Source organism: Psychromonas sp. MME2 (genome assembly GCF_040566515.1).
Lineage (GTDB): Bacteria > Pseudomonadota > Gammaproteobacteria > Enterobacterales > Psychromonadaceae > Psychromonas.
Genome location: NZ_JBEWXI010000003.1, coordinates 78671 through 102951 on the forward strand (window position 1 = coordinate 78671; position 24281 = coordinate 102951).

Below are 24281 nucleotides of genomic sequence, written 5' to 3' on the forward strand. Positions count from 1 at the left end.
AATTATTGCATAATTTCATTAAATTCCCTGACCACTCGCTCGGGATCATCACTTAACGTAATGGCAGTCACTACCGCGATACTGCCAACGCCACACTGCCAGACCGCGCTCGCTCGCTCCAGATTAATGCCACCAATGGCAACGGTAGGCGTATCTGCAAGCAAATGGGCATAGTTCGCTAACCGAGTTAGTCCCTGTGGATTAGAGGGCATCTCTTTGGTTTGTGTGGGAAAGATATGGCCGAGCGCAATATAACTTGGCTTTAATTGCTGCGCTCGCAACAACTCATAATATCCATGCGTACTCAGCCCTAAACGCAAACCTGCATCGGCTATTTGCACTAAATCAGCAACGTCGATATCTTCCTGACCAAGGTGTACCCCATAGGCACCATGCTTAATGGCGAGTTGCCAATAATCATTAATAAATAGGCGGGCATTATATTTTTTCCCCAGCGCAATGGCGGCAATCACCTGCGCCTCAACCTGCTCTGGCTGTTTATCTTTGATACGCAGTTGTAGTGTTTTTACGCCCATTTTTAAGACGCGCTCGATCCACTCGATGCAATCTAAGACGGGATACAAGCCAAGCTTTAAGGTCTGACAAGAGGCAAAACCGTGGCCCGCTTCTAGCGTACCGGGTAAATCTAACTCATAACCTATCTTCGACTCAGGCAAAACCACGTCAGGGAAATCGGCGCGTTCCCTTGGCCAACCTAAATGCGCGACGCTCCCCTCCCCTTTGCCAAGCGCCTTAGCTCCTTTCAGCCCTTGATTAAGATAGGCTTTGGCAATCACTAAGGCATCTTCGATAACATAATCTAAGGCGATAGATGCAGCAATGGCACTGGATAACGTACAACCACTACCATGTGTGTGAGCCGCCTGTATACGCGGACTGGTTAAGGCAATTTCCCGTTCACCATCACACCAATAATCGAGCGCGATAGCATCAAAGAGCGGAAAATGGCCGCCCTTAATAAGCACACTTGCACAGCCCATCGAGATTAATTTATTGGCAGCCGGTTTTTTAAGGACTCTCCAGAAATCAAAGCATGCCCCGATAGCGCTAATAACTCGTGACCATTAGGGGTTAGCAGATCCACTTGCGCTAATAAGTGCGCTTTAATATAGGCGTTAATCCCCTCTTCCACCATATTATCCCCCGTCGAGGCAACAGCAACGGGATCGTAGATAACAAAGGGCTTGTTAGACCATGTCTGTTTATAAAAAGCGAGTTTTTCCGCTAAAATTTTGACCTGTTCGATGGTTGCGATTAATCCGATTTTAATCACTTTAGCGGGCATATCTTCCGCCAAGCAATCTAACTGTTCAGTGAACATCTTATCGGAAACCGCTTCAACTAAACTCACCATAGTCGAGTTTTGTGCAGTAACAGCACTGATCACCGAACAACCAACAACCCCTAAATCGTGAAAGGTACAAGATCCGCTTGGAGCCCTGCACCTGCGCTGCTATCGGAGCCAGCAATAGTCCAAACAATGTTATTCATAATAGGCCTTACTCATTAAACCTTATCTGATATATTTCAGCCCCTGAGTCAGCAAACTCCTTGGCTTTTTCTGTCATGCCCTGTTGCGCTGAAACGGTAACCGTTTGATCAAGTAATTGAATGGAGATCTCACCATCATCTAGCTTTTTGCTAAAATCGCGCACATCTTGGGTTATCTTCATGGAGCAGAATTTTGGCCCACACATGGAGCAAAAGTGCGCCACTTTGCCGGACTCCTTCGGCAATGTCTGATCATGGTATTCCTGAGAAGTAACAGGATCTAAGCTGAGATTAAACTGATCCTGCCAGCGGAATTCAAAACGCGCCTTAGACAAGGCATTATCACGAATTTGTGCGCCCGGATGCCCCTTCGCTAAATCCGCTGCATGGGCAGCTAATTTATAGGTCACTAGCCCCACTTTAACATCATCTTTATTGGGTAATCCTAAATGCTCTTTAGGGGTGACATAACAGAGCATGGCACAGCCATACCAACCAATTTGCGCCGCACCGATAGCCGATGTAATGTGATCGTATCCCGGTGCAATATCCGTGGTTAATGGCCCTAACGTATAAAATGGTGCTGCAAAACAATCTTTAAGCTGTTTATCCATGTTCTCTTTGATCATCTGCATGGGGACATGACCGGGGCCTTCAATCATCACCTGAACATCGTATTGCCACGCCACTTTGGTGAGTTCACCTAATATTTCTAGCTCAGAGAACTGCGCCTGATCGTTGGCATCAGCAATCGATCCGGGACGTAAGCCATCCCCGAGGGAGAGTGCCACGTCATATTGCTGGCATATTTCACAAATTTCACGGAAATGTTGGTAGGCAAAATTCTCTTTATGGTGCGATAAACACCATTTAGCCATGATCGAACCTCCGCGAGATACTATCCCAGTCACCCGTTTTGCCGTCATCGGTACAAAGCGTAATAACAGACCAGCATGAATGGTAAAGTAATCAACCCCCTGTTCGGCCTGTTCGATTAAGGTGTCACGAAACACTTCCCAAGTGAGGTTTTCAGCAATGCCATTGACCTTTTCCAACGCTTGATAAATGGGCACAGTACCAATTGGTACTGGCGCATTACGCATGATCCACTCTCGGGTTTCATGAATATTACGCCCCGTTGATAAATCCATCACCGTATCACCGCCCCAAAGCGTTGACCAAACCAATTTTTCCACTTCCTCTTCAATGGATGAAGTGACCGATGAGTTACCAATGTTGGAATTCACTTTTACGAGGAAGTTACGACCGATAATCATCGGCTCTAACTCTGGATGGTTAATGTTGGCAGGAATAATGGCGCGCCCTTCCGCAACCTCCTGACGCACAAATTCAGGGGTGATCGCCTCCTGTAGATTTGCACCAAAGCTGTATCCAGGATGCTGGAAATGTAACGCCTCACATTTCACGCGATCGCGTCCTTGATTTTCACGAATGGCAATATACTCCATTTCAGGGGTTATAATGCCCTGACGCGCATAATGCATTTGGGTAACACATTTACCTTTTTTCGCACGCAATGGTTTTGGCAAGTTTGCAAAACGCAGCTCATCTAAACTTTCATCGGCTAAGCGCGTTTGTGCGAATGTTGAGCTTAAAGAGTCGAGTTCTTCAACATCATCACGTGCTTCAATCCAACTTTTTCGTAACTTAGCAAGACCTTTATGAACATCAATAACCGTGTTTGGATCGGTATAGGGGCCAGAGGCATCATAAACGGGAATCGCTTCGTTTTTTTCATAAATGGGCTGTTCTTCACTTCCCCCTACGAAGGTATCCGCTTGCAGAATTTGTCGCATCGCCACTTTAATAGGATGGATTTTTCCATCAATATAGATTTTCTCTGAATTTGGATAGGATTCATTATTTAAATTATGAATATAATCCTGTGCGGCTTGACGAGATTCTCGACGAGATAAGTTGTTACGACTAGACGTTTTTAGATTTGAATTTACGGTGTTTGACATAGCATTCTTTACCTTAACATAAATAAAAGTTGATAAGAGTGCTTGACGAAAGATCTGTGGAAAGAGTAAAAAACTGAGAATGACCCATTATTTTTTATGCTTGTTCCCTTCGTAGGTACTAACCTAATCAGGTTCCACGGATTCCACGTTAATGATAATTAAAACTAACTATCAAGATATACCCTACATAAGATGACGAGTATAGTGGTCTCAGCCCAAGGGCGCTCCGACAAGAGCCCCTAGTATAGAAGAAAATTTATAGCAGTGGAACCGTATTAGTTAATTGTATGTAAATTAAAATTTATTATTAATACGCGTTAATAAATTCATCAACTGCGCTATCTCTTCTTCCGTAAAATCAGCTGTTAACTCTTCAGTAAGTTTCTGATGTAACTGATCATGTTGCAAAAATAGATTATGCCCCTGATCACTAAGTTCGACTAGGATCGAGCGGCGATCGCTCTCATGGGCAACGCGTCGCACTAAATCAGCAGCGACGAGCTTATCCACTTGCACCGTTAATGTTCCCGTCGTCACCCCTACTTTACTCGCCAAAGTTTTCATTGGCATGGCACCGAAGATCCCTAATATTTCCACGGCATGTACCAAGGTTAAAGTGAGACCATTATCTTTTACCGTATTCGCCTCCCAAGCAGAGAGCTTTTCATAAAACTCGATAAAAGCGTGATTCAATTTTTCGGTTATTGTTTTCATCTATTTCATCTCTTGTAAACATTCATCTTGAGTACATTGGTTCACTTCAATTGTGAGATGACTCAAGCGCTCAAATTGATTGAGTAGTTCTTGATAATATTGTGTAGTAAATGGTCGGTGCGATACGATGGATATAACCGCAGCATAGTGGTCAGCACTCACAGACCAAATATGAATATCAGCAACTTCATGGTCATGATGCTCTTCTATTACCTTAATAATGGCACGTTGATACTCAGGTTCAATGCTTTTATCCAATAGTATCGGCGCTGTCTGCTTTAAAAGTCCCCATGACCAACGGGTAATAATTAATGCGCCAACGATTCCCATCAGTGGATCTAAACTATTTAAAGCAAAGTATTTACCCATCAATAATGCAGCAATCGCTAATACAGAGGTTAACGCATCCGCCATGACATGAAAATAAGCCGCGCGTAAATTATGATCCTGTCCATGATGGTGATGAGCATGATGGCTATCTGCATGTGAATGGTGCGTGTGAGTATGACCATGTGCATGATCATCCTTTAATAAAAACACACTAACGACATTGACTATCAAGCCAATAACAGCGACCCAAATAGCTTCTTGGAAATGTATTTGTTCGGGGTTAAAAAGTCGTACAGCCGATTCAACCGCCATAATCAAAGCAACTAAACCTAATGCAATCGCACTGGTAAACCCACCAAGTACACTCACCTTACCCGTACCAAAGGAGAATTGTGGGTTATTATTATGATTACGCGCATAGGCATAGGCAAACAAAGTAATTAAAAATGCAGCGGCATGCGTGCCCATATGCCAACCATCGGCCAACAGAGCCATTGAACCGTAAATGCTCCCAGCGATAATTTCTGCCACCATCGTAATAACGGTCAAGTAGAACACATACCAGGTGTTACGTTCCCCTCTATTATTGCTCGCTGAAAAATTATGTTGCTGCTGCCATTTACGGTGAGCCGCTGTTAGCTTCGTCATCTGCTTTCTCTTTAGTTTGATTTGCATGTAATTTGATTTTCAAACTATATTAAAAGCGAACTATTATTACAACCATTTATTATCAATCGCAAATCATAAAATTAACCGTAATGACTCTTCAGCGCTTGCTCACGGGAGAGCTTTGCTATTGAATAGAGACATCACTATTTTATCTAAAATTATCAAGGAGATTTCATGGGTCGTCATAAGATCCCACGCAATATTTGTGGAACCCCAGCCGATAGTTGTTTTAAACCAAACGGCATCCCGATAAGTCAATTACAGCAGCTACACCTAGCACTAGATGAATTTGAGGCATTACGCTTAGTTGATTTAGAGGGATTACAACAACAAGAAGCCGCCATTGTGATGGGTATATCACGACAAACTCTCGCTAATTTAGTGAAAAAAGCACGAGCTAAAGTAGTCGACTGTTTAGTCAATGGCAAAGCATTAATCATGCATCCCCATGATGACAAAGAATAACTGATCTTAACCATTTATTTATTGCATATGCTATATTTGAGTGCTATATATAGCATATGCCAATTAAATAAATCTGTTTATTTATAATATTGGCTATTTTCAACCACCTATTACAAGGAATAAATTCAATGAAAACAGCCATTCCAATGAAAGATGATCGTATTGCTAGCCATTTTACCAAAGCTGACCATTTTATTTTCTTAGACAAAAATGGTTCGATCCAAACAACCAAGAAAAATCCAGCCTTCGGCGCAGATTGCTGCGGTAAAAGTGCGCTACACAAACTACTTACAACAGAGCAAACGCAACGCGTCATCGTTCGCAACATTGGCCAACGCAGTTTGGCTAAACTGTTACAAGCGGGAATACAAGTATTACAAGCTGAAAGTGGCCATTTTGATAGCGATATATTCAATACAAACGGCTTAATAGAACTGATCGATGCACAACAGGGAAGAGAGCCCCTCACACACAGAGCTAAAAAAACCAATTGTTGCGGCGATTCACAAGAGCCTAAGCATCATCACGGAAAGTGTTGCCATAGAAAGCATAAAAATGGCCCTAAATCGGCCATCAAAAATAGCTGCTGCCATTAATTAGGTTCTTGGATTTGATATAAGCGATGTTGTTCACAGCTAGTTTCACAATCACAACTTCGCTCTATTTGTAAAGTAGCTAATCCACCACAACTCCCTTGTAACTGCTGACGGTTAAATATAACACCAATGGCCATGGCTAAAATAACCAATAAAAAAATAACGAATGTAATAATTAATTCCATAATTTCTCCTAACGTTGACATTTTATACTACTTCTTACAATTAATAGCATATGCTAAATATTATTCTATAACGTATGCAAAAGGAGAGCAAAGTGAGTAAATCAAAAAATAGATTATTGAAAATGCTCCAATCACATTATCCGAATTTAAAAAACGATGATTTAATGCCTATTAATAAAAACGCAAGCCATAAACATTGTATGTTGTGTGGTTTACAGAACCCGCTCGGTCTTAAGCTAGCGTTTTTCTACACCGCAGATCAAAAGGTATGGTCACATGCAATGGGTGAGTTTCACCACCAAGGTTACACCGGTATATTGCATGGGGGATTTCTAGCCGCATTGCTTGATGCCGCTATGTGCCAAGCTATTTTCAATCAAGGTATAGAAGCAGTCACCGCAGAGATAAAGATTCGATATTTACATGAAGTACCTGCCAATAGTCAGGTTTTAATTAGCGCTAAAGTATTACCATCACGCCACCCCCTCTATAATGTTGAGGCACAACTTTATGTTCAAAACAAATTAATGGTCAAAAGTAGTGCACGTTTTATGGACAAATTATTTGCGAAGCCTAAACATGAGTAAAGCAGACATTAGACTAACCATCTTAGCGGATAATATCGCGCAGTCAGGATTTATAGCCGAACATGGCTTTGCACTCTTAATTGAAAGTAACAAGCAGCGTTTTCTGTTTGATACTGGGCAAGGAGAAGCTCTTTTTGAAAACGCTAATAGATTAAATATTGTATTAACGGATCTCGATGGCATTATTCTCAGCCACGGTCATTTTGATCATGGTGGTAATATTAAAAAATTATTACATGACAATCCCAATACCACCTTATATTTACACCCTGATTGTTTACAAATACGCTATTCGATACATCCTAACAAAGCAGTTCGCGTCATTTCATTAACAGAGGAAACTCTCGCAGCTATCGAGCAATTTCCCGCTGAGCAAAAAGTCTTTAATAAATCCATTACACAAATAACTGAGCAACTTTTTATTAGTGGTGAAATACCGCGTATCCATAATGAGAATGGAAAAAAGACGCCATTTTATTTAGATCCATTTAAACAGACGCTGGATAAACTGCTTGATGATCAAAGCCTATGGATTGAGACTACAACAGAAGTCATTGTCATATCTGGCTGCTGCCATGCAGGTGTGATTAATACCTTAACGCATATACAACAGAATAATCATCAGAAAAAAACGACAACGCTATTGGGTGGATTACACCTACACAATGCGGACAAAAACAAACTAGATAACACCATTAATTACTTGCACGAAACAAACATATCTAAACTTTATCTCGCACATTGCACAGGAGTAGAGTCTAGCCAATATTTAAAAAGTCAATTTAATGGTACGGTGAAAAGTTGTTATGCAGGTTTAACATTATCTATTCAATAAAAATAAAAAAGCCCCTGCTATTTTCATAGCAGGGGCTTACAGATAACAACTTAGTTAAGAAAAATTATTTCTTAGCTGCAGCCGCTTTCTCTGCTTTAACTTTTTCAATTACGCCTTCAGCAACGCTGTTAGGACAAGGCATGTAGTGTTTGAACTCCATAGAGAACTGACCACGGCCTGAAGTCATCGTACGTAGTGACCCAATGTAACCAAACATTTCTGAAAGTGGCACGTCTGCTTTAATACGCACACCTGTTGCACCCGCTTCTTGACCAGAGATCATACCACGACGACGGTTAAGGTCACCGATAACGTCACCAACGTGATCATCAGGCGTAAATACGTCTACCGCCATGATTGGCTCTAGAAGTTGTGCACCCGCTTTAGGGATAGACTGACGGAATGCGCCACGTGCAGCTAATTCAAACGCAACTGCAGATGAATCCACGGCGTGGAAACCACCATCGTAAAGTTCAATTTCAACATCTAATACAGGGAAACCAGCTAGTACACCCGTTGCCATCATGCCTTCGAAACCTTTCTCGATCGCAGGGAAGAACTCTTTTGGTACGTTACCGCCAACAACTGTTGATTTGAATACAAAACCAGAACCAGGCTCTCCAGGTCTAATACGGTAATCGATTTTACCGAATTGACCAGAACCACCAGATTGTTTCTTGTGCGTGTATGAGTCTTCAACAGCTTGTGTGATAGTTTCACGGTAAGCAACCTGAGGCTCACCTACGATTAAATCAACACCGTAAGTACGTTTTAAGATATCTACTTTGATATCTAAGTGAAGCTCACCCATACCAGAAAGAATCGTTTCGCCTGAATCAATATCAGTTTCAACACGGAATGTTGGATCTTCAGCAACCATTTTACCGATAGCAATACCCATTTTCTCAGTTGAACCTTTATCTTTAGGTTTAACAGAAATTGAGATAACTGGCTCAGGGAATACCATTGCTTCTAGAATGATTGGATCTTTTGGATCACATAGTGTGTGACCTGTTTGAACATTTGTCTTCATACCAACGATAGCGATAATGTCGCCCGCTTGTGCTGAAGTTAATTCTTTACGATCATCCGCTTGCATTTCAACCATACGACCAACACGCTCAGTTTTACCTGTTGCTGCGTTCATGATGGTATCGCCTTTCTTCAGTTTACCTGAGTAGATACGTACGAAAGTCAATGCGCCAAAACGGTCATCCATGATTTTGAATGCTAGAGCTTTCAGTGTTTCGTCAGCAGATACTGTTGCAACACGACCTGTTGGTGCACCTTCTTCATCGGTAAGCGGTTGTGGATCAACTTCCATTGGGTTTGGTAAGTAATCAACAACAGCATCAAGAACAAGTTGAATACCTTTGTTTTTAAACGCAGAACCACAGTAAGTTGGGAAGAATTCCATTGTACGTGTACCTTTACGGATACAACGTTTGATCTCTTCTAGAGAAGGCTCAACACCCTCTTCTAGGTACGCTTCCATTAGGTCATCGTCTTGCTCTACGGCAGTTTCGATTAGTTTTTCACGGTATTCTTCAACCATGTCAACCATATCAGCAGGCACATCTTTAATTTCAAAGTTTTCAGGAAGACCTGTCTCATCCCAGATGTGTGCTTTACGCGTAAGTAGGTCAACAACACCACAGAATTCATCTTCGATACCGATTGGTAACACCATTACTAATGGGTTAGCAGCAAGCACTGTTTCAGTTTGCTTAACAACACGGAAGAAATCAGCACCCATACGGTCTAATTTATTTACGAAGATAATACGTGCTACTTCTGAGTCATTCGCATAACGCCAGTTAGTCTCTGATTGAGGTTCAACACCACCGCTACCACAGAATACACCGATACCACCATCTAATACTTTAAGTGAACGGTAAACTTCTACTGTAAAGTCAACGTGTCCAGGAGTATCGATAACGTTTAAACGGTGGTTGTTCCAGAAACAACTTACCGCTGCCGATTGGATAGTAATACCGCGCTCAGCTTCTTGTTCCATGAAGTCAGTAGTAGATTCGCCATCATGAACTTCACCAGTTTTATGGATAGTACCAGTAAGTTTTAGGATACGCTCTGTTGTAGTGGTTTTACCCGCATCAACGTGCGCGAAAATACCAATATTTCTGTATTTTGTTAAATCTGTCATTTTTTATACTCTGTTTAGTAAAAAATCGAAACCAATATTCCCGGCGCATTATACAATTTTTAAAGTTAAACAGAACACAGAATTAAGAATAAATATAAAATTTGTCTCTTTTTTCACCATTATTTTGATTGATTTTTAAAAAAAGGCCTTTTTTTAGCAAATTTGCGGCTATTTTTCCGTTGTCTTACCGATAAATGACAAACGGACTAAACAACGCAGCGATTAAAAATTTAAGAAACTGGGATTAAGAGCAATGCAAACAGCAGTGCAAAGACAAAACTGCTAATCGCTGTGTTTTTTAATTCTTGATTAAAAATATCGCCATCTCGACAATCTCCATTAATTGCAACAGATAACCGTAAACAACTTTTACTAAATGGGATCAATGTTAATAAAAAAAGATATTGCCATGCAGCGACATCAATTAAGGTACATAGATATAGGCATGCCAATAACTGGCAGGTAAAAAGTAAAAAAAGATGGTATATGTATGCCTTTCGTCTCCCCCACAATACAACCAGAGTTATTTTATTGGCCGCCTTATCATTAAAGACATCGCGCATATTATTAATATTAAGCACTGCCGCTGAGAGCATACCGATACTGCATGCGGGTAGCAGTAAGCCATAATGAAAGGTATGTGCGTAAAGGTAATAACTACCAATCACACCTAACAGACCAAAAAAAATAAAAACAGATAGATCCCCTAATGCACGATATCCGTAGGGTAACTTCCCCATGGTGTAGGTAATTGCCGCAGCTAACGCTAATACCCCTAATGCAAGAAACAACAGCCAACTGGTTAAGTCGTTACCTAAGGCAATAAATAAGAGACTCACACCGCTGCAAATAGTCACAACAACGGTAATCAATATTGCCCGTTTCATGCTCTTTTTACTAATAACCCCCGTTTGCATTGCCCGAGTAGGGCCAACACGAAAGTCATTATCCGCACCGCTAATTGCATCACCATAATCGTTAGCAAGATTCGATAAAATTTGTAATAACAAGGCGGTGATCAATGTAAAAGTAAAAATAACGGGATCAAAGATGTGCGCTTGGGCAGCAAGGCCTGCCGATAAAATAATAGAAGCCGCTGCCAGTGGCAAGGTACGTAACCGTAGTGCGCTTATCCAAATTACAAGCTTGTTCATTAACTTTTTCCTAATTTCTAACTATGCAGAAGCATTTAATCGCGCTACATTAACAAACCTGAATCTACAATAGCAAACTGTTATCATCAACGCATCTTGTCACGGAACACAACCTAACAAACATGATTAGTTTTATTAAACAGCAATTACACCTTTTCGCTAAGCAACATGGAGAGACACCCTGTGACAATTTAGTGATTTCATTACCTCTGTTCGATTTACTCGCATTTTTAAAAGGTCAAACATTAGCCCCATCACCCATTTACCCGAGTATCTATTGGCAAGATAGAAATCAACAACAAACGATTGTCTGTTTAGGACAAATCGAAGAGCATTATTGCGTGCCCAACGTAACAGATCCACAAGCTTGCTATTTTGGCGGTTTAGCCTTTCAACAACAAGGGGAACAGTGGCCTGATTTTCCAGCGGTTCGTTTCATTCGCCCGGCATTGGAATTTAAACAATACGCAGATAAAGTAACATTAACCTGTCACTTTAATGGGCAGAATGGCATTCACAGCACCGATGCATTAGTTACACAATTACAGACTATCGCCCCCTTAAGTAAAAATCACAGCACCATATTGTCTCGTACGGAGCGGCCCAATCAACAACAATGGGCTGATTTAGTCGAACTGGCTATTGAATACAAAGCATTACTCCCCAAGGTAGTGCTATCGCGGCAGACGGAAATAATCTGTGCAAAAAAAATTAACCATGTTGATTTATTAGCTGAATGGCAAAAGGCCAATAAAGCGAGTTTTCATTTTTCTTTTCAATTTTCACAAAAACATGCCTTTATTGGCTGCTCACCGGAACGGCTTTTTTGCCGTAATGGTAATCAACTTAATACGGAAGCGTTAGCAGGTACTATCAACCGTGGTCGTAATGAAAAAGAAGATCAATTTTTATTACAAAGCCTGTTAACGGATAAAAAAATCGACCGTGAAAACTATTTGGTACAAGAATTTATAATTGCCAATCTCAAACAACTTAAAGCGACGGTCTGCTGTGATGATGCTCGGGTGATGCAACTACAGAATGTACAGCATTTGTGTGTCCCTATTAAGGCAACCCTCGCAGCTAACACCAATGATGCAAGTCTACTCCATAAGTTGCACCCCACCCCCGCGGTTGGCGGTTCACCAAAACATCCCGCCCTACAATTCATTAACGACAATGAACCCTATATACGTGGTTGGTATGCAGGGGCCGTCGGTTATTTGAGCGCACAGAAAAGTGATTTTAGTGTCGCAATTCGTAGTGCCTTAGTAAAAGATAACAAAATTAAACTCTTTGCAGGTGCGGGGATTGTCACGGGCTCTATCGCACAACAAGAATGGCAGGAGCTCGATAATAAAATTCATACTATATTAACTATTTTATCGTCACAACAATAAGTAGAACGCGATGCAGACTCCTTGTCACCAAAACAATTCATTTCCAACGCACTTTGCCAATATTAATCAACTATGGGCAACTCTTTTTATTGAGGAGTTGGTCCGTAATGGTATTCGTGATTTTTGTATTGCACCCGGCTCTCGTTCAACACCACTTACTCTTGCCGTTGCGACCCGTAGCGATGTCAACACACATCTCCATTTTGATGAGCGAGGACTCGGCTTCCTCGCATTAGGGATCAGTCAAGCCACTAACAAACCAGTTGTAATTATCACGACATCAGGTACTGCCGTTGCCAACCTCTATCCGGCGGTGATTGAAGCGAGACAAAGTCAGCACCCTTTAATCATTCTTTCCGCTGACAGGCCGCCACATTTGCTCGATTGCGGCGCAAATCAAGCCATTGACCAGTATGCTATTTTTGCCAATTACCCGATATTTTTTAAACAACTGCCCATGGCGACATTAGAGATAACGCCCTGTTACCTATTAACAACCATTAATCAAGGCCTCGCCAAACAACAGAGTAGCCCAGCCCCCATTCACTTTAATATTGCATTTTCAGAGCCCCTTTATCCGCGCGAAGAGCTGATTAATTATCAAGATTATTTAGCCCCTTTACAACGTTGGTTAACAAACTCAATCCCCTTTACCTCTTATATGCAAGATAACGTTAGCGATAGGCTCGACACGAGAGAACACCGTTCAGGCAAAAAAGTACTGATTATTACAGGACGTTTGACCAATAAAGAACAAGCATTACAAATTGCTCAGTTTGCCAAGCTTAATCATTACCCCTTGTTTGCCGACATTCAATCGTCACTTGCAAAGCATAATCAACAGATTACCTATTATGACCTACTCTTGCTCAATCCAAGCTTTACAACAAAGTTAGCAGAAGCTGATATCATCATTCAATTTGGCGATCAAATAGTCAGCAAACGATTAGGGGAGTTTATTACACAATTCACGGGCGAATATTGGCTAATTCAAGAGGGTAACCAGTGCATCGATCCTCATCATCAACTGCAACAACGATTTAACTGCACAAGCAGCGAATGGATTAATCAGCAGAGCGCGTTAACTGCAAGTAACGTCAACTGGCTGACTAATTTAATAGAATATGATCTACAAATAACAGAAAACCATATATCACCATTGCTTAACTCCTCTGTTTTTTGCGAAATAAATATTACCCATCAACTCGGTAAACTGATCGGCAAAAATAATTCGCTCTTTATTGGTAATAGCCTGCCAATCCGTATTGCCGATATGTTTATGAGCCACGATGAAATTGATATATTCACTAATCGCGGAGCAAGCGGTATCGATGGTTTAGTCGCAACAGCTGTCGGTGTTGCGAAAAATCATGGGTGTACAACCACACTATTACTGGGTGATACTTCGTTTCTCTATGATTTGAATTCATTAGCACTGTTAAAACAGTTACACTCGCCTTTTATCATTGTTGTTATCAATAATGATGGCGGTGCTATATTTAATCTTTTACCCGTACCCGAACAACATAAACAAAGGTTTTATCAACTTCCCCATGGTTTAACCTTTGCAGACACCTGTAAACAATTCTCTATCGATTATTATCAACCAGCACATTTGCAAGAATTCCAACTCTGTTATCAAAAAGCAGTAAAGAATAGAGCATCTTTAATTGAGATTTGTGTAAAAAACGAGCAAACTAGCAAACAACTTGAACAACTCAAAGAGCAGCTTAAATATGCCACTTTTTTATAGAGTAGATGGTCAACGAAGTAACCCTACCTTGGTTTTCTTACATGGTTTTTTAGGTAATAGTGATGATTGGAATGAAACCATTACTCAGCTTAAGGAGCGATTTTATTGCATTTGCATAGACTTACCTGGTCATGGCCACTCTATCGCCACAAATGCCCCCATCGAAAATGGTTTTGCACATTGCCATCGTTTAATCAAAAAATGTTTACAAGAATTACAAGTGACGACATTTACTCTCGTCGGCTACTCCCTTGGTGGACGTATTGCACTAGATTACGCGCGCACTCAAAAAGATGCTAACTTACAGCGCCTTATTTTGGAATCCTCGCATATAGGCTTACACTCTGAAGCTGAAAAAAAAGTCCGCTATCAACACGATAAAAGTTGGGCAAAGCGCTTTGCCACGCAGCATATAGAGCAAAGTTTATATGAGTGGTATGAACAGAGTCTATTCGATAACCTATCTCCGCAGCAAAAAGACGACATCATAAATAAACGGAGCCAAAACTATGGCGTCTGTTTAGCGGGCATGCTGCTTTCGACAAGCTTAGCAAAGCAAGACCATAGCTGGGATTACCTGCAAAACAATAGTCAAACTACATCGCCATTACCTATCGACTATTGCGTGGGTAGTGAAGATAAAAAATTCATCGCACTTGCGAAACAATTAACTTCCTTTAACTGTGTTAATATTATTGAGTTCAACGGTGTCGGTCATAATATTCATCAACAGCAACCGCGACAATACGCCCAATTTATAATAGATAATATACATAAATAACTAATAACGAATAATATTCACCCTTACTTTCCACAGCTAACAGATAATAAGAGAAAATGATGCCTGAACAAGATTTTTATGCACCGATAACCTGGCAAGATAGTGGCTTAAACTTTACCGATATTCTTTACCATAAAGCCGAGGGGATTGCTAAAATCACCATTAATCGCCCACAGGTCCGTAATGCTTTTCGTCCACAAACAGTCAATGAAATGATGCAAGCGCTCAGCGATGCTCGCTACGATGAAAAAATTGGCGTGATTATATTAACAGGACAGGGCGACCTTGCCTTTTGCTCCGGTGGCGATCAAAGCGTGCGCGGTGACTCAGGTTATCGCGATGAGACTGGTGGGCATCATCTAAATGTACTTGATTTCCAACGTCAAATCCGCACTTGTCCAAAACCAGTTATTGCCATGGTAGCAGGGTATGCCGTCGGTGGTGGCCATGTTTTACATATGATGTGTGATTTAACTATCGCAGCGGATAACGCAAAATTTGGGCAAACTGGCCCCAAAGTTGGTTCTTTTGACGGTGGCTGGGGCGCTAGCTATATGGCACGTATCGTCGGACAGAAAAAAGCACGCGAAATTTGGTTTTTATGTCGTATGTATGATGCCAAAGAGGCTCTTGATATGGGCTTAGTCAATACCGTCGTGACACTCGCCGATTTAGAAAAAGAGACGATAAAATGGTGCCGCGAAATCTTGCAAAATAGCCCAATGGCATTACGCTGTTTAAAGGCAGCACTCAATGCAGATTGTGATGGGCAAGCTGGACTACAAGAACTTGCAGGTAATGCAACTATGCTATTCTATATGAGTGAAGAAGGGCAAGAAGGTCGAAATGCCTTTAATGAAAAGCGTAAACCTGACTTTACCAAGTTCCAACGTAATCCATAAGCATTAAAAGAAAGTGGCTAATTTAATCAAATTTCAATAGCCTTAAGCTATCAATTTAATTGAAATAAACGATTCGATTATTAGTGATTTTTCACGCATGCTATAAAACATAAACATATTACTTAATCAACAGAGGGAAATATCATGGTATTAGTAGGCAAATCAGCTCCTGATTTTACAGCGGCAGCAGTATTAGGTAACGGCGAAATTGTAGATAGCTTTAACTTAAAAGCTTTCGCACAGGGTAAAGAAGTTGTTATATTCTTCTATCCTCTTGATTTTACATTTGTATGTCCTTCAGAGCTAATCGCTTTCGATAAACGTTTTGGTGAATTTCAAGCACGTGGCGTTGAAGTTATCGGTATCTCAATTGATTCTCAATTTACACATAATGCATGGCGTAACACGGCTATCAATGATGGCGGTATTGGTGCTGTTCAGTACCCACTCGTTGCAGATGTTAAACATGAAATATGCCAAGCATACGATGTTGAATTAGCCGATGCAGGCGTTGCACTACGTGGTTCTTTCTTAATCGATAAAAACGGTATTGTTCGTCATCAGGTGGTTAATGATCTACCACTTGGACGTAATATTGATGAAATGTTACGTATGGTTGATGCATTACAATTCCACGAAGAGCATGGCGAAGTTTGCCCGGCACAATGGGCAAAAGACAAAGCTGGTATGGAAGCTTCTCCAGAAGGTGTGGCTAAATACTTAGCGGATCATAACGACGACCTATAATGGTTATCTATTGTTTTATTTAGCTAAAAAAGGCCTCATGCTATGAGGCCTTTTTTGTATGCTGCGAATCATTGCCCAGCTTTACTTTAATGATGAATAATAAGCCGCTATATTTGCCATATCTTCATCTGAGAGCATATCAGCTTGTGGTTTCATAATCGCAGACATCCCCCCTGACGTTGACCCGATTTATAGGCCTTTAAAGCAGATACAAGATAAGCCTCTTGTTGCCCCTTTAAATTAGGATAAATCGGCACCGCAGAGATGCCATCAGCACCATGACAAGCAGCACAAATAGCTGATTTCGCTTTCCCCAACTCAGCGTCAGCAGCAACGCAAAGCATGGGTGAAAGCAACATTATTGATGCAAGTAATCGTTTTTTCATTCGAGCTCCTTTCTCTATTTTTAACAAAAATTAACGAATGTGGTACAACGCGTTAATTTTATCCAGATTGTCAAAGTTCATTTCAAGATCCTTTAAACGGCCATCTTTCACGGAATAAACTAGACCATGCACAACTAATTCCTGCCCCCTTGCCCAAGCTTCTTGCACACAGGTGGTATGACAGACATTTTTTGCCTGTTCGATAACATTCAGCTCGGTCAATAAATCCAACCGTTGTTCATCACTCATTTCAGCCGATAACTGATCACTATGTTTAACATAAATATCTTTAATATTACGTAACCAGCCATCGATTAAATCATAGGACTGCTTTTGCATTGCGGCTTTGATCCCACCACAATCGTAATGGCCCGTAACAATAATATGTTTTACTTTTAATACATCAACGGCATATTGAATCACTGACATACAACTTAAATCAGTATGTATCACTAAGTTGGCAATATTACGGTGGACAAAAATATCGCCCGGCATCAAATCTAATAGTTGATTCGCGGGAACTCGACTATCCGAGCAACCAATCCATAAATAATCTGGGGATTGTTGATTCGCTAACTGTGAAAAAAACGTTGGGTCTTCTTCATTTATTTTTGCAGCCCATTCTTCATTTTGCTTTAATAGATCACTTAATAAGCTCATAATTCTTCTCTATATAATTTAATTATAATAAGTTAGCAGGATATTTATGCTTATACCATATCAAGAACTAAGTTCAGAGGCATTAGATAATTTAATTGAATCTTTTATTTTACGAGAAGGGACAGACTATGGTGAGTTCGAAATTTCTCTCATCGAAAAGAAGCATTCAATCTTGCAACAGCTAAAACAAGGTTGTATTGTAATACTCTATTCGCAATTGTCGAATAGTGTCACCTTAATCGATAAGGATGATTTAAAAAAACAACAATGATTAATATTAAAAAATAACGGATTATATTCACAAGCTTTTTTCACTAAATCTATTAGTTCATTTTCAAGAAAAGCCTTTGTAAAAAGATAAGTTTGTTGATGAAGATCTAATTTCTGCAGTGACAAAAGCCGATAAGTGTTATCGGACGCATCTAAAAAGAGATACAATCTCTTGGTTAGTGCCACGTCATAAATAATAACAAGAGATAGCTCATTAGCTAGTCAATACCTAATTAAAGGAATATTATGATCATTACCAAACCTCAAGCAGACCCAACATTAGAGTGGTTTTTATCACACTGCCACACACATAAATATTCAGCAAAAAGTATGCTTATACATGCTGGAGAAAAAGCAGACACTCTTTATTTTATTGTAAAGGGTTCGGTAGCCGTTGTGATCAAGGATGAAGACGGTAAAGAGATGATTTTATCATATCTAAACCAAGGTGATTTCATTGGCGAATTAGGCTTATTTGATAAAGAAGAAAACCCGATTCGTAGTGCTTCTGTAAAAGCGAAAACATCTTGTGAAGTTGCAGAGATATCCTACAAAAAATTCACTCAGCTGATCACCGTAAACCCAGAAATTTTAATGCGTTTATCTCGTCAAATGGCTAATCGTCTACAGATCACGAGCCAAAAAGTTGGCAACCTCGCTTTCTTAGATGTAACTGGACGTATCGCGAATACTTTACTTGACCTTGCTAAACAACCCGATGCCATGACTCACCCTGATGGCATGCAAATTAAAATCACACGCCAAGAAATTGGTCAAATTGTTGGTTGCTCGCGTGAAACGGTTGGTCGAATCTTAAAAATGCTCGAAGACCAAGGCTTAATTTCAGCCCACGGTAAAACCATTGTGGTATTTGGCACCCGCTAATTAAAAGTGCGCAGACCAAGCAACAAAAACCGCTTAATATAGCGGTTTTTTTATATCCTTTAATAACAATCCGCATAAGTTATGAGTGATTATTTACTTTCACAGCACAAAACTAACGCTTTCATAAAGATAAAGTACTAACAATATTTATCTAAACTGCCACAACCGTTATAATTTAATATAATCAACAAACACGACCATACTTATTTAGGCTTACTCATGAGAAAAATAATAAAACCTATTTCTAGGGAAGATAATTTCTATTACATGCTAATCAGCCTGATACTTTTACTTTTCTCTAATGCCTGCATTGAACAATTTTTTCTTGATTCTCTATTTATTCATGAATTATTTACCCTATTAACCATCACCTCTATGTCCATATCCATTTTCGGTTTACGTTCCAGCGGCATCGCGTTTAAATCGGCAATCGGGTTAATTATCACGATTATCGTAATGACAACGCTAATCACAAACTTTAGGGAAGCCGACCTCGCTATTACACAACTTGTTTTAATGTTAATATTTTTTTCCATGCAGATAAAATTAGCTATACAACAAGTACTGTTTTCCAGCGATAAAATAACAGGGAATAGTTTAGCGGGCTCAATTTGTATTTTTTTATTGTTAGGCATTATTTGGCTGCTACTCTACTCAATCACCATTGAATTAATGCCTAACTCATTCTCCGGTCTACCGCAAGATACATGGCCAGGTAATTTCTCAGGGATCATCTATTATAGCTTTGTTACCTTAACCACATTAGGCTTCGGCGATATATTACCGCTCTCTCCCACTGCACGTTTCTTAACCTATATGGAAGCCATTGTGGGTGTCTTTTACATGGCAATCTTCGTTTCTAGTTTAGTGGGTGCAGCAATGCAGCGTAAAAGCTAGACCGTATGTTTTATGAAGGGAGAGAAAAACGTTTAGAAATAATTATAACTGGGCATAACCTACTAGAATATTCAGAGTCATTTTGGATAGAGATGGTCAGTGAAGCGAATACCAATATCCTTTCACAAATTAAAAATAAACATATTAGTGCCTATTTATTATCAGAATCGAGCCTATTTGTTTGGCATAATAAAATTTTGCTCATCACCTGCGGTAACACGCATTTAGTGAAAGCGGCACAATATTTCCAAAAAAAAATCCCCAAAAAGAATATTATTTCATTACTATTTCACCGCCACCAAGCGATACAGCCAAATCGACAAAAAAGTAGTTTTGAACAAGATAGTCAACTTTTAACGGCAATCTTAATGGTATCACTCAGCACTGGCGAGGCGATTATCGAGGCGATCTATTCTATTTTACAAATAAAGAGCCTAACTCCGATTACAAACAAATCTTAATGTGTCATAACTTAACAGGTGAGTTAACGGAAAAGGCGCAATCCGGTTTACTTTCAACGGCAGAGATGGAGAGTTATCTCTCCATTAATTGCTTTTTCGACGACCTTATCATTGATCAATTTACCTTTGAACCTAAGGGCTATTCATTAAATGCGGTCTGCGCAAATGACTACTTAACTATTCACCTTACTCCTGAAAAGTTAAGTAGCTATCTAAGTGTGGAAACCAGTTTTAACAACGCTAACAGCAAGGCACTGATGGCGCATATTGTAAAACTATTCAAACCACAACAGAGTCATTTAATGTGTTTTAACTCAACAGAGCAAAGTGCGTTACAGATAAGTTTACATCCCCACTAACCCCTTCCCTGGTGTGAAGAAATAGTTAAGGATTCAATAAAAATACCGCCTGTACCCTGTCCGTTAAGGTCATTTTTTTCGACTGGTAAGTTGCTTCAGCTTGCTCATCTTGCATACTTTTCATCATCATCATCGGCTGCACATAATTATTCTGATAATTAATCGAATAGATCTGACCCAATTTAGCTCCGTAGGCGGTAGCTAACACCTCCGCTTTCATCAATGAATCCTCTATGGCCATTTGTCTAATCTTTGCTCGCCATTGCTCCGGTGAAGCTAAACTATATTCCAATGCATTGATTGACTCTATTTGAGACGATAAAACCGTATCTAAAAAGCGATTTAACCCATCGATGTTCGTTAACAGATAACTTAAATCACGTATTGCGCGTATTCCGACTAAGGTACGTTTCCTATCGTCATATTGATACTCTTCACCACTATATAGATCAGCCCTTTGTAAAAGCGCCGTATCAAATCCAGCTGCTTTTAAATTAGCCAACAAAGCCTCAACTTGTGAATCAACCTTCATTTTTGCTTCTTTGGCATCTTTTTCTAGCGCTTGGGCGCGAAACTTAATAGTCACTTGATCAGGCATAACAGCCAAGGAAGCAATACCAGTCACTGATATAGAAGGCTGATTAGGCAATGCCTCAGCGGAAGTTGAAGTGGATACAATAAAGGTTAACAAAACAATACAGTAATTAATCACTCGCATAATAAGCCTCTCATTTTCTCATGGTAATACCAATTCCGGTGAGTATGTGATCTAGATTTTGCGCAGGAAAAACAGCTTAATTCAAGGCGTAATTTGACGTAAATGGTTATTCCCTTTGCGAAAATTACAACGCAGCAGTAAGTTGTTTTAACCAGTAAAATAAATCCGCTATTTATCGGAATTGGTATAAAACGTAACAAAAAAAGCCAGCAACTAGATAAACTAGGCTGGCTCTATTAATAGTCTGTTATATTTTAATAAAGCCAACGATAATGTCGGCTCGTTAAATTATAAAACGTCGATAGCGTTAAGGTCTGCAAACGCTTTTTCAAGACGCGCAACCATAGACTCTTGACCTGCACGTAACCATACACGTGGATCATAGTATTTTTTATTCGGTGCATCTTCACCCGTTGGGTTACCGATTTGACCTTGTAAGAAATCGTGGTTTTTAGCTTCGTAACCACGGATACCATCCCAACATGCCCACTGTGTATCTGTATCGATGTTCATTTTGATAACACCGTAACCGATAGACTCTTGGATTTCAGCTTCAGATGAACCAGAACCACCGTGGAATACGAAGTTTAATGTATTCGCTGGAAGACCGTGTTTTTCAGAAACATAAGCTTGAGAATCACGTAGAATAGTTGGTGTTAACTTAACGTTACCAGGCTTGTATACACCGTGTACGTTACCGAAAGAAGCTGCGATTGTGAAGTTAGGGCTAACTTTAGAAAGTTCAGTGTACGCGTAATCAACTTCAGAAGGTTGAGTATAAAGTAGAGACTCATCCATACCTGAGTTATCAACACCGTCTTCTTCACCACCAGTACAACCTAATTCAATCTCTAATGTCATACCCATTTTAGCCATACGTGCTAGGTATTTAGAACAGATTTCGATGTTCTCTTCTAAAGACTCTTCAGAAAGATCGATCATGTGTGAAGAGAAAAGAGGTTTACCAGTTGCAGCAAAGTGCTCTTCAGATGCAGTTAGTAGCCCGTCAATCCAAGGAAGCAATTTTTTAGCTGCGTGGTCAGTATGAAGAATAACAGGTACACCATAAGCTTCAGCCATTGCGTGAACGTGCTTAGCACCTGAAACAGCACCAAGAATTGCCGCTTCTTGACCTTCAAGTTTAAGACCTTTACCTGCGTTAAATGCAGCACCGCCGTTAGAGAATTGAACAACAACAGGCGCTTTAACTTTAGCTGCTGCTTCAAGTACTGCGTTGATTGAATCAGAACCAACAACGTTTACCGCTGGAAGTGCAAATTTGTTTTCTTTTGCAACTGCAAATACTTTCTGAACATCATCACCAGTGATAACACCAGGTTTTACAACGTCTAAAATCTTAGTCATGAGATATATCCTATCTATTTTAGTTAAATTAAATACGGTTTAATTTCGCGTGATATTATACACAATTATGTGACAAAAAACACGCAATAAAAAAGCGAGATCTTATCTCGCTTTGTATAGTATATTAATCGTTTGCACGTGACTCTAACATTGCCACTGCTGGTAATATTTTACCTTCAACAAACTCAAGGAATGCGCCACCACCTGTAGAGATGTAAGAAACATCAGCAGCAATATCGAATTTATCGATAGCCGCTAACGTATCACCACCACCGGCAACAGAAAACGCAGAAGACTCTGCAATCGCTTTAGATATCCCAGCTGTACCCGCTTCGAAATTTTTGAATTCAAATACGCCAACAGGGCCATTCCAAAGAATTGTTTTTGCACCTTTAAGGATTTCAGCAAGCGCAGCAGTTGATTTAGGGCCTAAGTCGAAAATCATATCGTCATCTTGAACGTCTTCAACATTTTTTATTTCAGCTTCTGCGTTTTCATCGAATGCTTTTGCACAGGCAACATCTGTTGCTACTGGAATTGCACAAGAAACCATTAATTCTTTAGCTGTTTCAACTAAATCTGCTTCGTACAATGATTTACCAACATTGTGCCCTTGCGCTGCAATAAATGTATTTGCAATACCGCCACCAACAACAAGTTGATCGGCAATTTTCGATAAAGATTCAAGTACAGTTAGTTTAGTTGATACTTTAGAACCACCAACGATAGCCACTAGAGGACGCGCAGGTTTATCCATCGCTTTACCTAATGCTTCCAGCTCAGCCGCCAATAAGGGACCAGCACAAGCGATAGGTGCAAATTTAGCGATACCATGAGTTGATGCTTGCGCACGGTGAGCCGTACCAAATGCATCCATTACATAAACATCACAAAGTGCTGCCAGTTGCTTAGCAAGTACTTCATCGTCTTTTTTCTCGCCTTTATTAAAGCGCACGTTTTCAAGTACAACAACTTCACCCGCATTTACTTCAACACCGTTCAAGTAATCAGTTGCTAAACGAACAGGCACATCTAGCGCTTCGTTTAGGTAATCAACAACAGGCTGTAAAGTTGCAGCTGCATTTTCTTCAGCAGTACCGCCTTCAACAGGGCGACCTAAGTGAGAAGTGATCATCACTTTAGCGCCTTTTTCTAAGGCTAGTTTGATTGTTGGGATAGACGCACGGATACGTGCATCCGATGTCACTTTACCCTCTTTAATTGGCACATTAAGATCTTGACGAATAAATACGCGTTTACCAGCTAGATCCTGATCTACCATTTTTTTTACTGACATGATGTGTCCTCTTATTTAATTTTAAAACTAACAAACTGATATTTTATACCTGAATAACGATCCAGATTTTGCTATCGAACTCGTTTTAGTACAACATTCTTCCGTTGTCTTGAAATTACTCGTAGCATTATAGACGATTCTTTTTGTTACATCGATCACAATGCCCTGTAATTTACCTTCTTAATAGGGGGTTAGGGTTTGATT

At 40.2% G+C, this 24281-nt stretch carries 27 protein-coding genes and 1 riboswitch; of the genes, 14 read left to right on the forward strand and 13 right to left on the reverse strand.

What is annotated here, in order from left to right; genetic code table 11:
- Nucleotides 1-2: 2 nt before the first annotated feature.
- The 5 genes from thiE to dmeF form a co-directional block, all read right to left on the reverse strand.
- A complete protein-coding gene (thiE, locus tag AB1A03_RS05350) occupies nucleotides 3-986 on the reverse strand; it encodes a thiamine phosphate synthase (RefSeq protein WP_502945924.1) in 984 nt (327 codons plus the stop codon).
- 20 nt (nucleotides 987-1006) lie between these two features.
- A complete protein-coding gene (locus AB1A03_RS17335; protein ID WP_502945925.1) occupies nucleotides 1007-1408 on the reverse strand; it encodes a bifunctional hydroxymethylpyrimidine kinase/phosphomethylpyrimidine kinase in 402 nt (133 codons plus the stop codon).
- 112 nt (nucleotides 1409-1520) lie between these two features.
- Nucleotides 1521-3497 carry a phosphomethylpyrimidine synthase ThiC gene (gene thiC / locus AB1A03_RS05355; RefSeq protein ID WP_354623569.1) on the reverse strand — a complete coding sequence of 659 codons (1977 nt, stop codon included), beginning with the start codon at nucleotides 3495-3497 and terminating at the stop codon, nucleotides 1521-1523.
- An 87-nt stretch (nucleotides 3498-3584) separates the two neighbouring features.
- Nucleotides 3585-3736: riboswitch (TPP riboswitch) on the reverse strand.
- Between the two features lie 55 nt (nucleotides 3737-3791).
- Complete coding sequence (locus tag AB1A03_RS05360; protein WP_354623570.1) at nucleotides 3792-4211, reverse strand: MarR family winged helix-turn-helix transcriptional regulator; 420 nt, start codon at nucleotides 4209-4211, stop codon at nucleotides 3792-3794.
- The gene (gene dmeF, locus AB1A03_RS05365; RefSeq protein ID WP_354623571.1) at nucleotides 4212-5189 is read right to left on the reverse strand and encodes a CDF family Co(II)/Ni(II) efflux transporter DmeF; all 978 of its coding nucleotides are present in this window, start codon (nucleotides 5187-5189) and stop codon (nucleotides 4212-4214) included. It abuts the gene before it with no gap.
- 195 nt (nucleotides 5190-5384) lie between these two features.
- Between dmeF and AB1A03_RS05370 the strand changes: the two genes are divergently transcribed.
- Entirely contained in the window at nucleotides 5385-5675 is a 291-nt protein-coding gene (locus AB1A03_RS05370) for a DUF134 domain-containing protein (protein WP_354623572.1), read from the forward strand.
- Nucleotides 5676-5803: 128 nt separating this feature from the next.
- Complete coding sequence (locus tag AB1A03_RS05375) at nucleotides 5804-6271, forward strand: NifB/NifX family molybdenum-iron cluster-binding protein (protein WP_354623573.1); 468 nt, start codon at nucleotides 5804-5806, stop codon at nucleotides 6269-6271.
- Here the strand turns inward: AB1A03_RS05375 and nqrM are convergent.
- The gene (gene nqrM / locus AB1A03_RS05380; protein WP_354623574.1) at nucleotides 6268-6456 is read right to left on the reverse strand and encodes a (Na+)-NQR maturation NqrM; all 189 of its coding nucleotides are present in this window, start codon (nucleotides 6454-6456) and stop codon (nucleotides 6268-6270) included. The genes AB1A03_RS05375 and nqrM overlap by 4 nt on opposite strands.
- A 92-nt stretch (nucleotides 6457-6548) precedes the next feature.
- Between nqrM and AB1A03_RS05385 the strand changes: the two genes are divergently transcribed.
- Complete coding sequence (locus AB1A03_RS05385; protein ID WP_354623576.1) at nucleotides 6549-7043, forward strand: PaaI family thioesterase; 495 nt, start codon at nucleotides 6549-6551, stop codon at nucleotides 7041-7043.
- Complete coding sequence (locus tag AB1A03_RS05390; protein WP_354623577.1) at nucleotides 7036-7878, forward strand: MBL fold metallo-hydrolase; 843 nt, start codon at nucleotides 7036-7038, stop codon at nucleotides 7876-7878. Before AB1A03_RS05385 ends, AB1A03_RS05390 begins: the two co-directional genes overlap by 8 nt.
- Nucleotides 7879-7942: 64 nt before the next feature.
- Here the strand turns inward: AB1A03_RS05390 and fusA are convergent, their stop codons facing one another.
- A complete protein-coding gene (fusA, locus tag AB1A03_RS05395; RefSeq protein ID WP_354623578.1) occupies nucleotides 7943-10042 on the reverse strand; it encodes an elongation factor G in 2100 nt (699 codons plus the stop codon).
- 230 nt (nucleotides 10043-10272) lie between these two features.
- Entirely contained in the window at nucleotides 10273-11196 is a 924-nt protein-coding gene (gene menA, locus AB1A03_RS05400) for a 1,4-dihydroxy-2-naphthoate octaprenyltransferase (protein ID WP_354623579.1), read from the reverse strand.
- 122 nt (nucleotides 11197-11318) lie between these two features.
- Between menA and AB1A03_RS05405 the strand changes: the two genes are divergently transcribed.
- From AB1A03_RS05405 to AB1A03_RS05425, 5 genes are all read left to right on the forward strand, one after another.
- A complete protein-coding gene (locus tag AB1A03_RS05405; protein WP_354623580.1) occupies nucleotides 11319-12596 on the forward strand; it encodes an isochorismate synthase in 1278 nt (425 codons plus the stop codon).
- Nucleotides 12597-12606: 10 nt separating this feature from the next.
- Entirely contained in the window at nucleotides 12607-14349 is a 1743-nt protein-coding gene (menD, locus tag AB1A03_RS05410) for a 2-succinyl-5-enolpyruvyl-6-hydroxy-3-cyclohexene-1-carboxylic-acid synthase (protein WP_354623581.1), read from the forward strand.
- The gene (gene menH / locus AB1A03_RS05415) at nucleotides 14333-15130 is read left to right on the forward strand and encodes a 2-succinyl-6-hydroxy-2,4-cyclohexadiene-1-carboxylate synthase (RefSeq protein ID WP_354623582.1); all 798 of its coding nucleotides are present in this window, start codon (nucleotides 14333-14335) and stop codon (nucleotides 15128-15130) included. Before menD ends, menH begins: the two co-directional genes overlap by 17 nt.
- Before the next feature lie 59 nt (nucleotides 15131-15189).
- The gene (gene menB, locus AB1A03_RS05420; protein ID WP_354623583.1) at nucleotides 15190-16032 is read left to right on the forward strand and encodes a 1,4-dihydroxy-2-naphthoyl-CoA synthase; all 843 of its coding nucleotides are present in this window, start codon (nucleotides 15190-15192) and stop codon (nucleotides 16030-16032) included.
- A 141-nt stretch (nucleotides 16033-16173) separates the two neighbouring features.
- Nucleotides 16174-16779 carry a peroxiredoxin C gene (locus AB1A03_RS05425; protein ID WP_354623674.1) on the forward strand — a complete coding sequence of 202 codons (606 nt, stop codon included), beginning with the start codon at nucleotides 16174-16176 and terminating at the stop codon, nucleotides 16777-16779.
- A 152-nt stretch (nucleotides 16780-16931) separates the two neighbouring features.
- Here the strand turns inward: AB1A03_RS05425 and AB1A03_RS05430 are convergent, their stop codons facing one another.
- Complete coding sequence (locus tag AB1A03_RS05430) at nucleotides 16932-17165, reverse strand: c-type cytochrome (RefSeq protein WP_354623584.1); 234 nt, start codon at nucleotides 17163-17165, stop codon at nucleotides 16932-16934.
- A 30-nt stretch (nucleotides 17166-17195) separates the two neighbouring features.
- Nucleotides 17196-17825 carry a carbonate dehydratase gene (gene can, locus AB1A03_RS05435; protein WP_354623585.1) on the reverse strand — a complete coding sequence of 210 codons (630 nt, stop codon included), beginning with the start codon at nucleotides 17823-17825 and terminating at the stop codon, nucleotides 17196-17198.
- A 46-nt stretch (nucleotides 17826-17871) separates the two neighbouring features.
- Here can and AB1A03_RS05440 point away from each other — a divergent pair, with 46 nt between their 5' ends.
- The 5 genes from AB1A03_RS05440 to AB1A03_RS05460 all read left to right on the forward strand — a co-directional run bounded on the left by AB1A03_RS05440 (nucleotide 17872) and on the right by AB1A03_RS05460 (nucleotide 20697).
- Nucleotides 17872-18096, forward strand: a complete 225-nt coding sequence (locus AB1A03_RS05440; RefSeq protein WP_354623587.1) for a YheU family protein — start codon at nucleotides 17872-17874, stop codon at nucleotides 18094-18096.
- Nucleotides 18097-18338: 242 nt separating this feature from the next.
- Nucleotides 18339-18980 (forward strand): cAMP-activated global transcriptional regulator CRP, encoded by a 642-nt coding sequence (gene crp / locus AB1A03_RS05445; protein WP_354623675.1) that lies wholly within the window; start codon nucleotides 18339-18341, stop codon nucleotides 18978-18980.
- Between the two features lie 219 nt (nucleotides 18981-19199).
- The gene (locus AB1A03_RS05450; RefSeq protein WP_354623588.1) at nucleotides 19200-19877 is read left to right on the forward strand and encodes a potassium channel family protein; all 678 of its coding nucleotides are present in this window, start codon (nucleotides 19200-19202) and stop codon (nucleotides 19875-19877) included.
- 5 nt (nucleotides 19878-19882) lie between these two features.
- On the forward strand, nucleotides 19883-20338 hold the full coding sequence (locus AB1A03_RS05455) for a hypothetical protein (protein WP_354623589.1): 456 nt from the start codon (nucleotides 19883-19885) through the stop codon (nucleotides 20336-20338).
- A complete protein-coding gene (locus AB1A03_RS05460) occupies nucleotides 20338-20697 on the forward strand; it encodes a hypothetical protein (RefSeq protein ID WP_354623590.1) in 360 nt (119 codons plus the stop codon). The genes AB1A03_RS05455 and AB1A03_RS05460 overlap by 1 nt, the downstream gene beginning before the upstream one ends.
- Nucleotides 20698-20722: 25 nt before the next feature.
- Here AB1A03_RS05460 and AB1A03_RS05465 read toward each other — a convergent pair whose 3' ends face one another.
- The 3 genes from AB1A03_RS05465 to AB1A03_RS05475 all read right to left on the reverse strand — a co-directional run bounded on the left by AB1A03_RS05465 (nucleotide 20723) and on the right by AB1A03_RS05475 (nucleotide 24077).
- Nucleotides 20723-21415 carry an SIMPL domain-containing protein gene (locus tag AB1A03_RS05465; protein WP_354623591.1) on the reverse strand — a complete coding sequence of 231 codons (693 nt, stop codon included), beginning with the start codon at nucleotides 21413-21415 and terminating at the stop codon, nucleotides 20723-20725.
- Nucleotides 21416-21703: 288 nt separating this feature from the next.
- Nucleotides 21704-22780 carry a class II fructose-bisphosphate aldolase gene (fbaA, locus tag AB1A03_RS05470; protein ID WP_354623592.1) on the reverse strand — a complete coding sequence of 359 codons (1077 nt, stop codon included), beginning with the start codon at nucleotides 22778-22780 and terminating at the stop codon, nucleotides 21704-21706.
- A 124-nt stretch (nucleotides 22781-22904) separates the two neighbouring features.
- The gene (locus tag AB1A03_RS05475; protein WP_354623593.1) at nucleotides 22905-24077 is read right to left on the reverse strand and encodes a phosphoglycerate kinase; all 1173 of its coding nucleotides are present in this window, start codon (nucleotides 24075-24077) and stop codon (nucleotides 22905-22907) included.
- Nucleotides 24078-24281 lie beyond the last annotated feature (204 nt).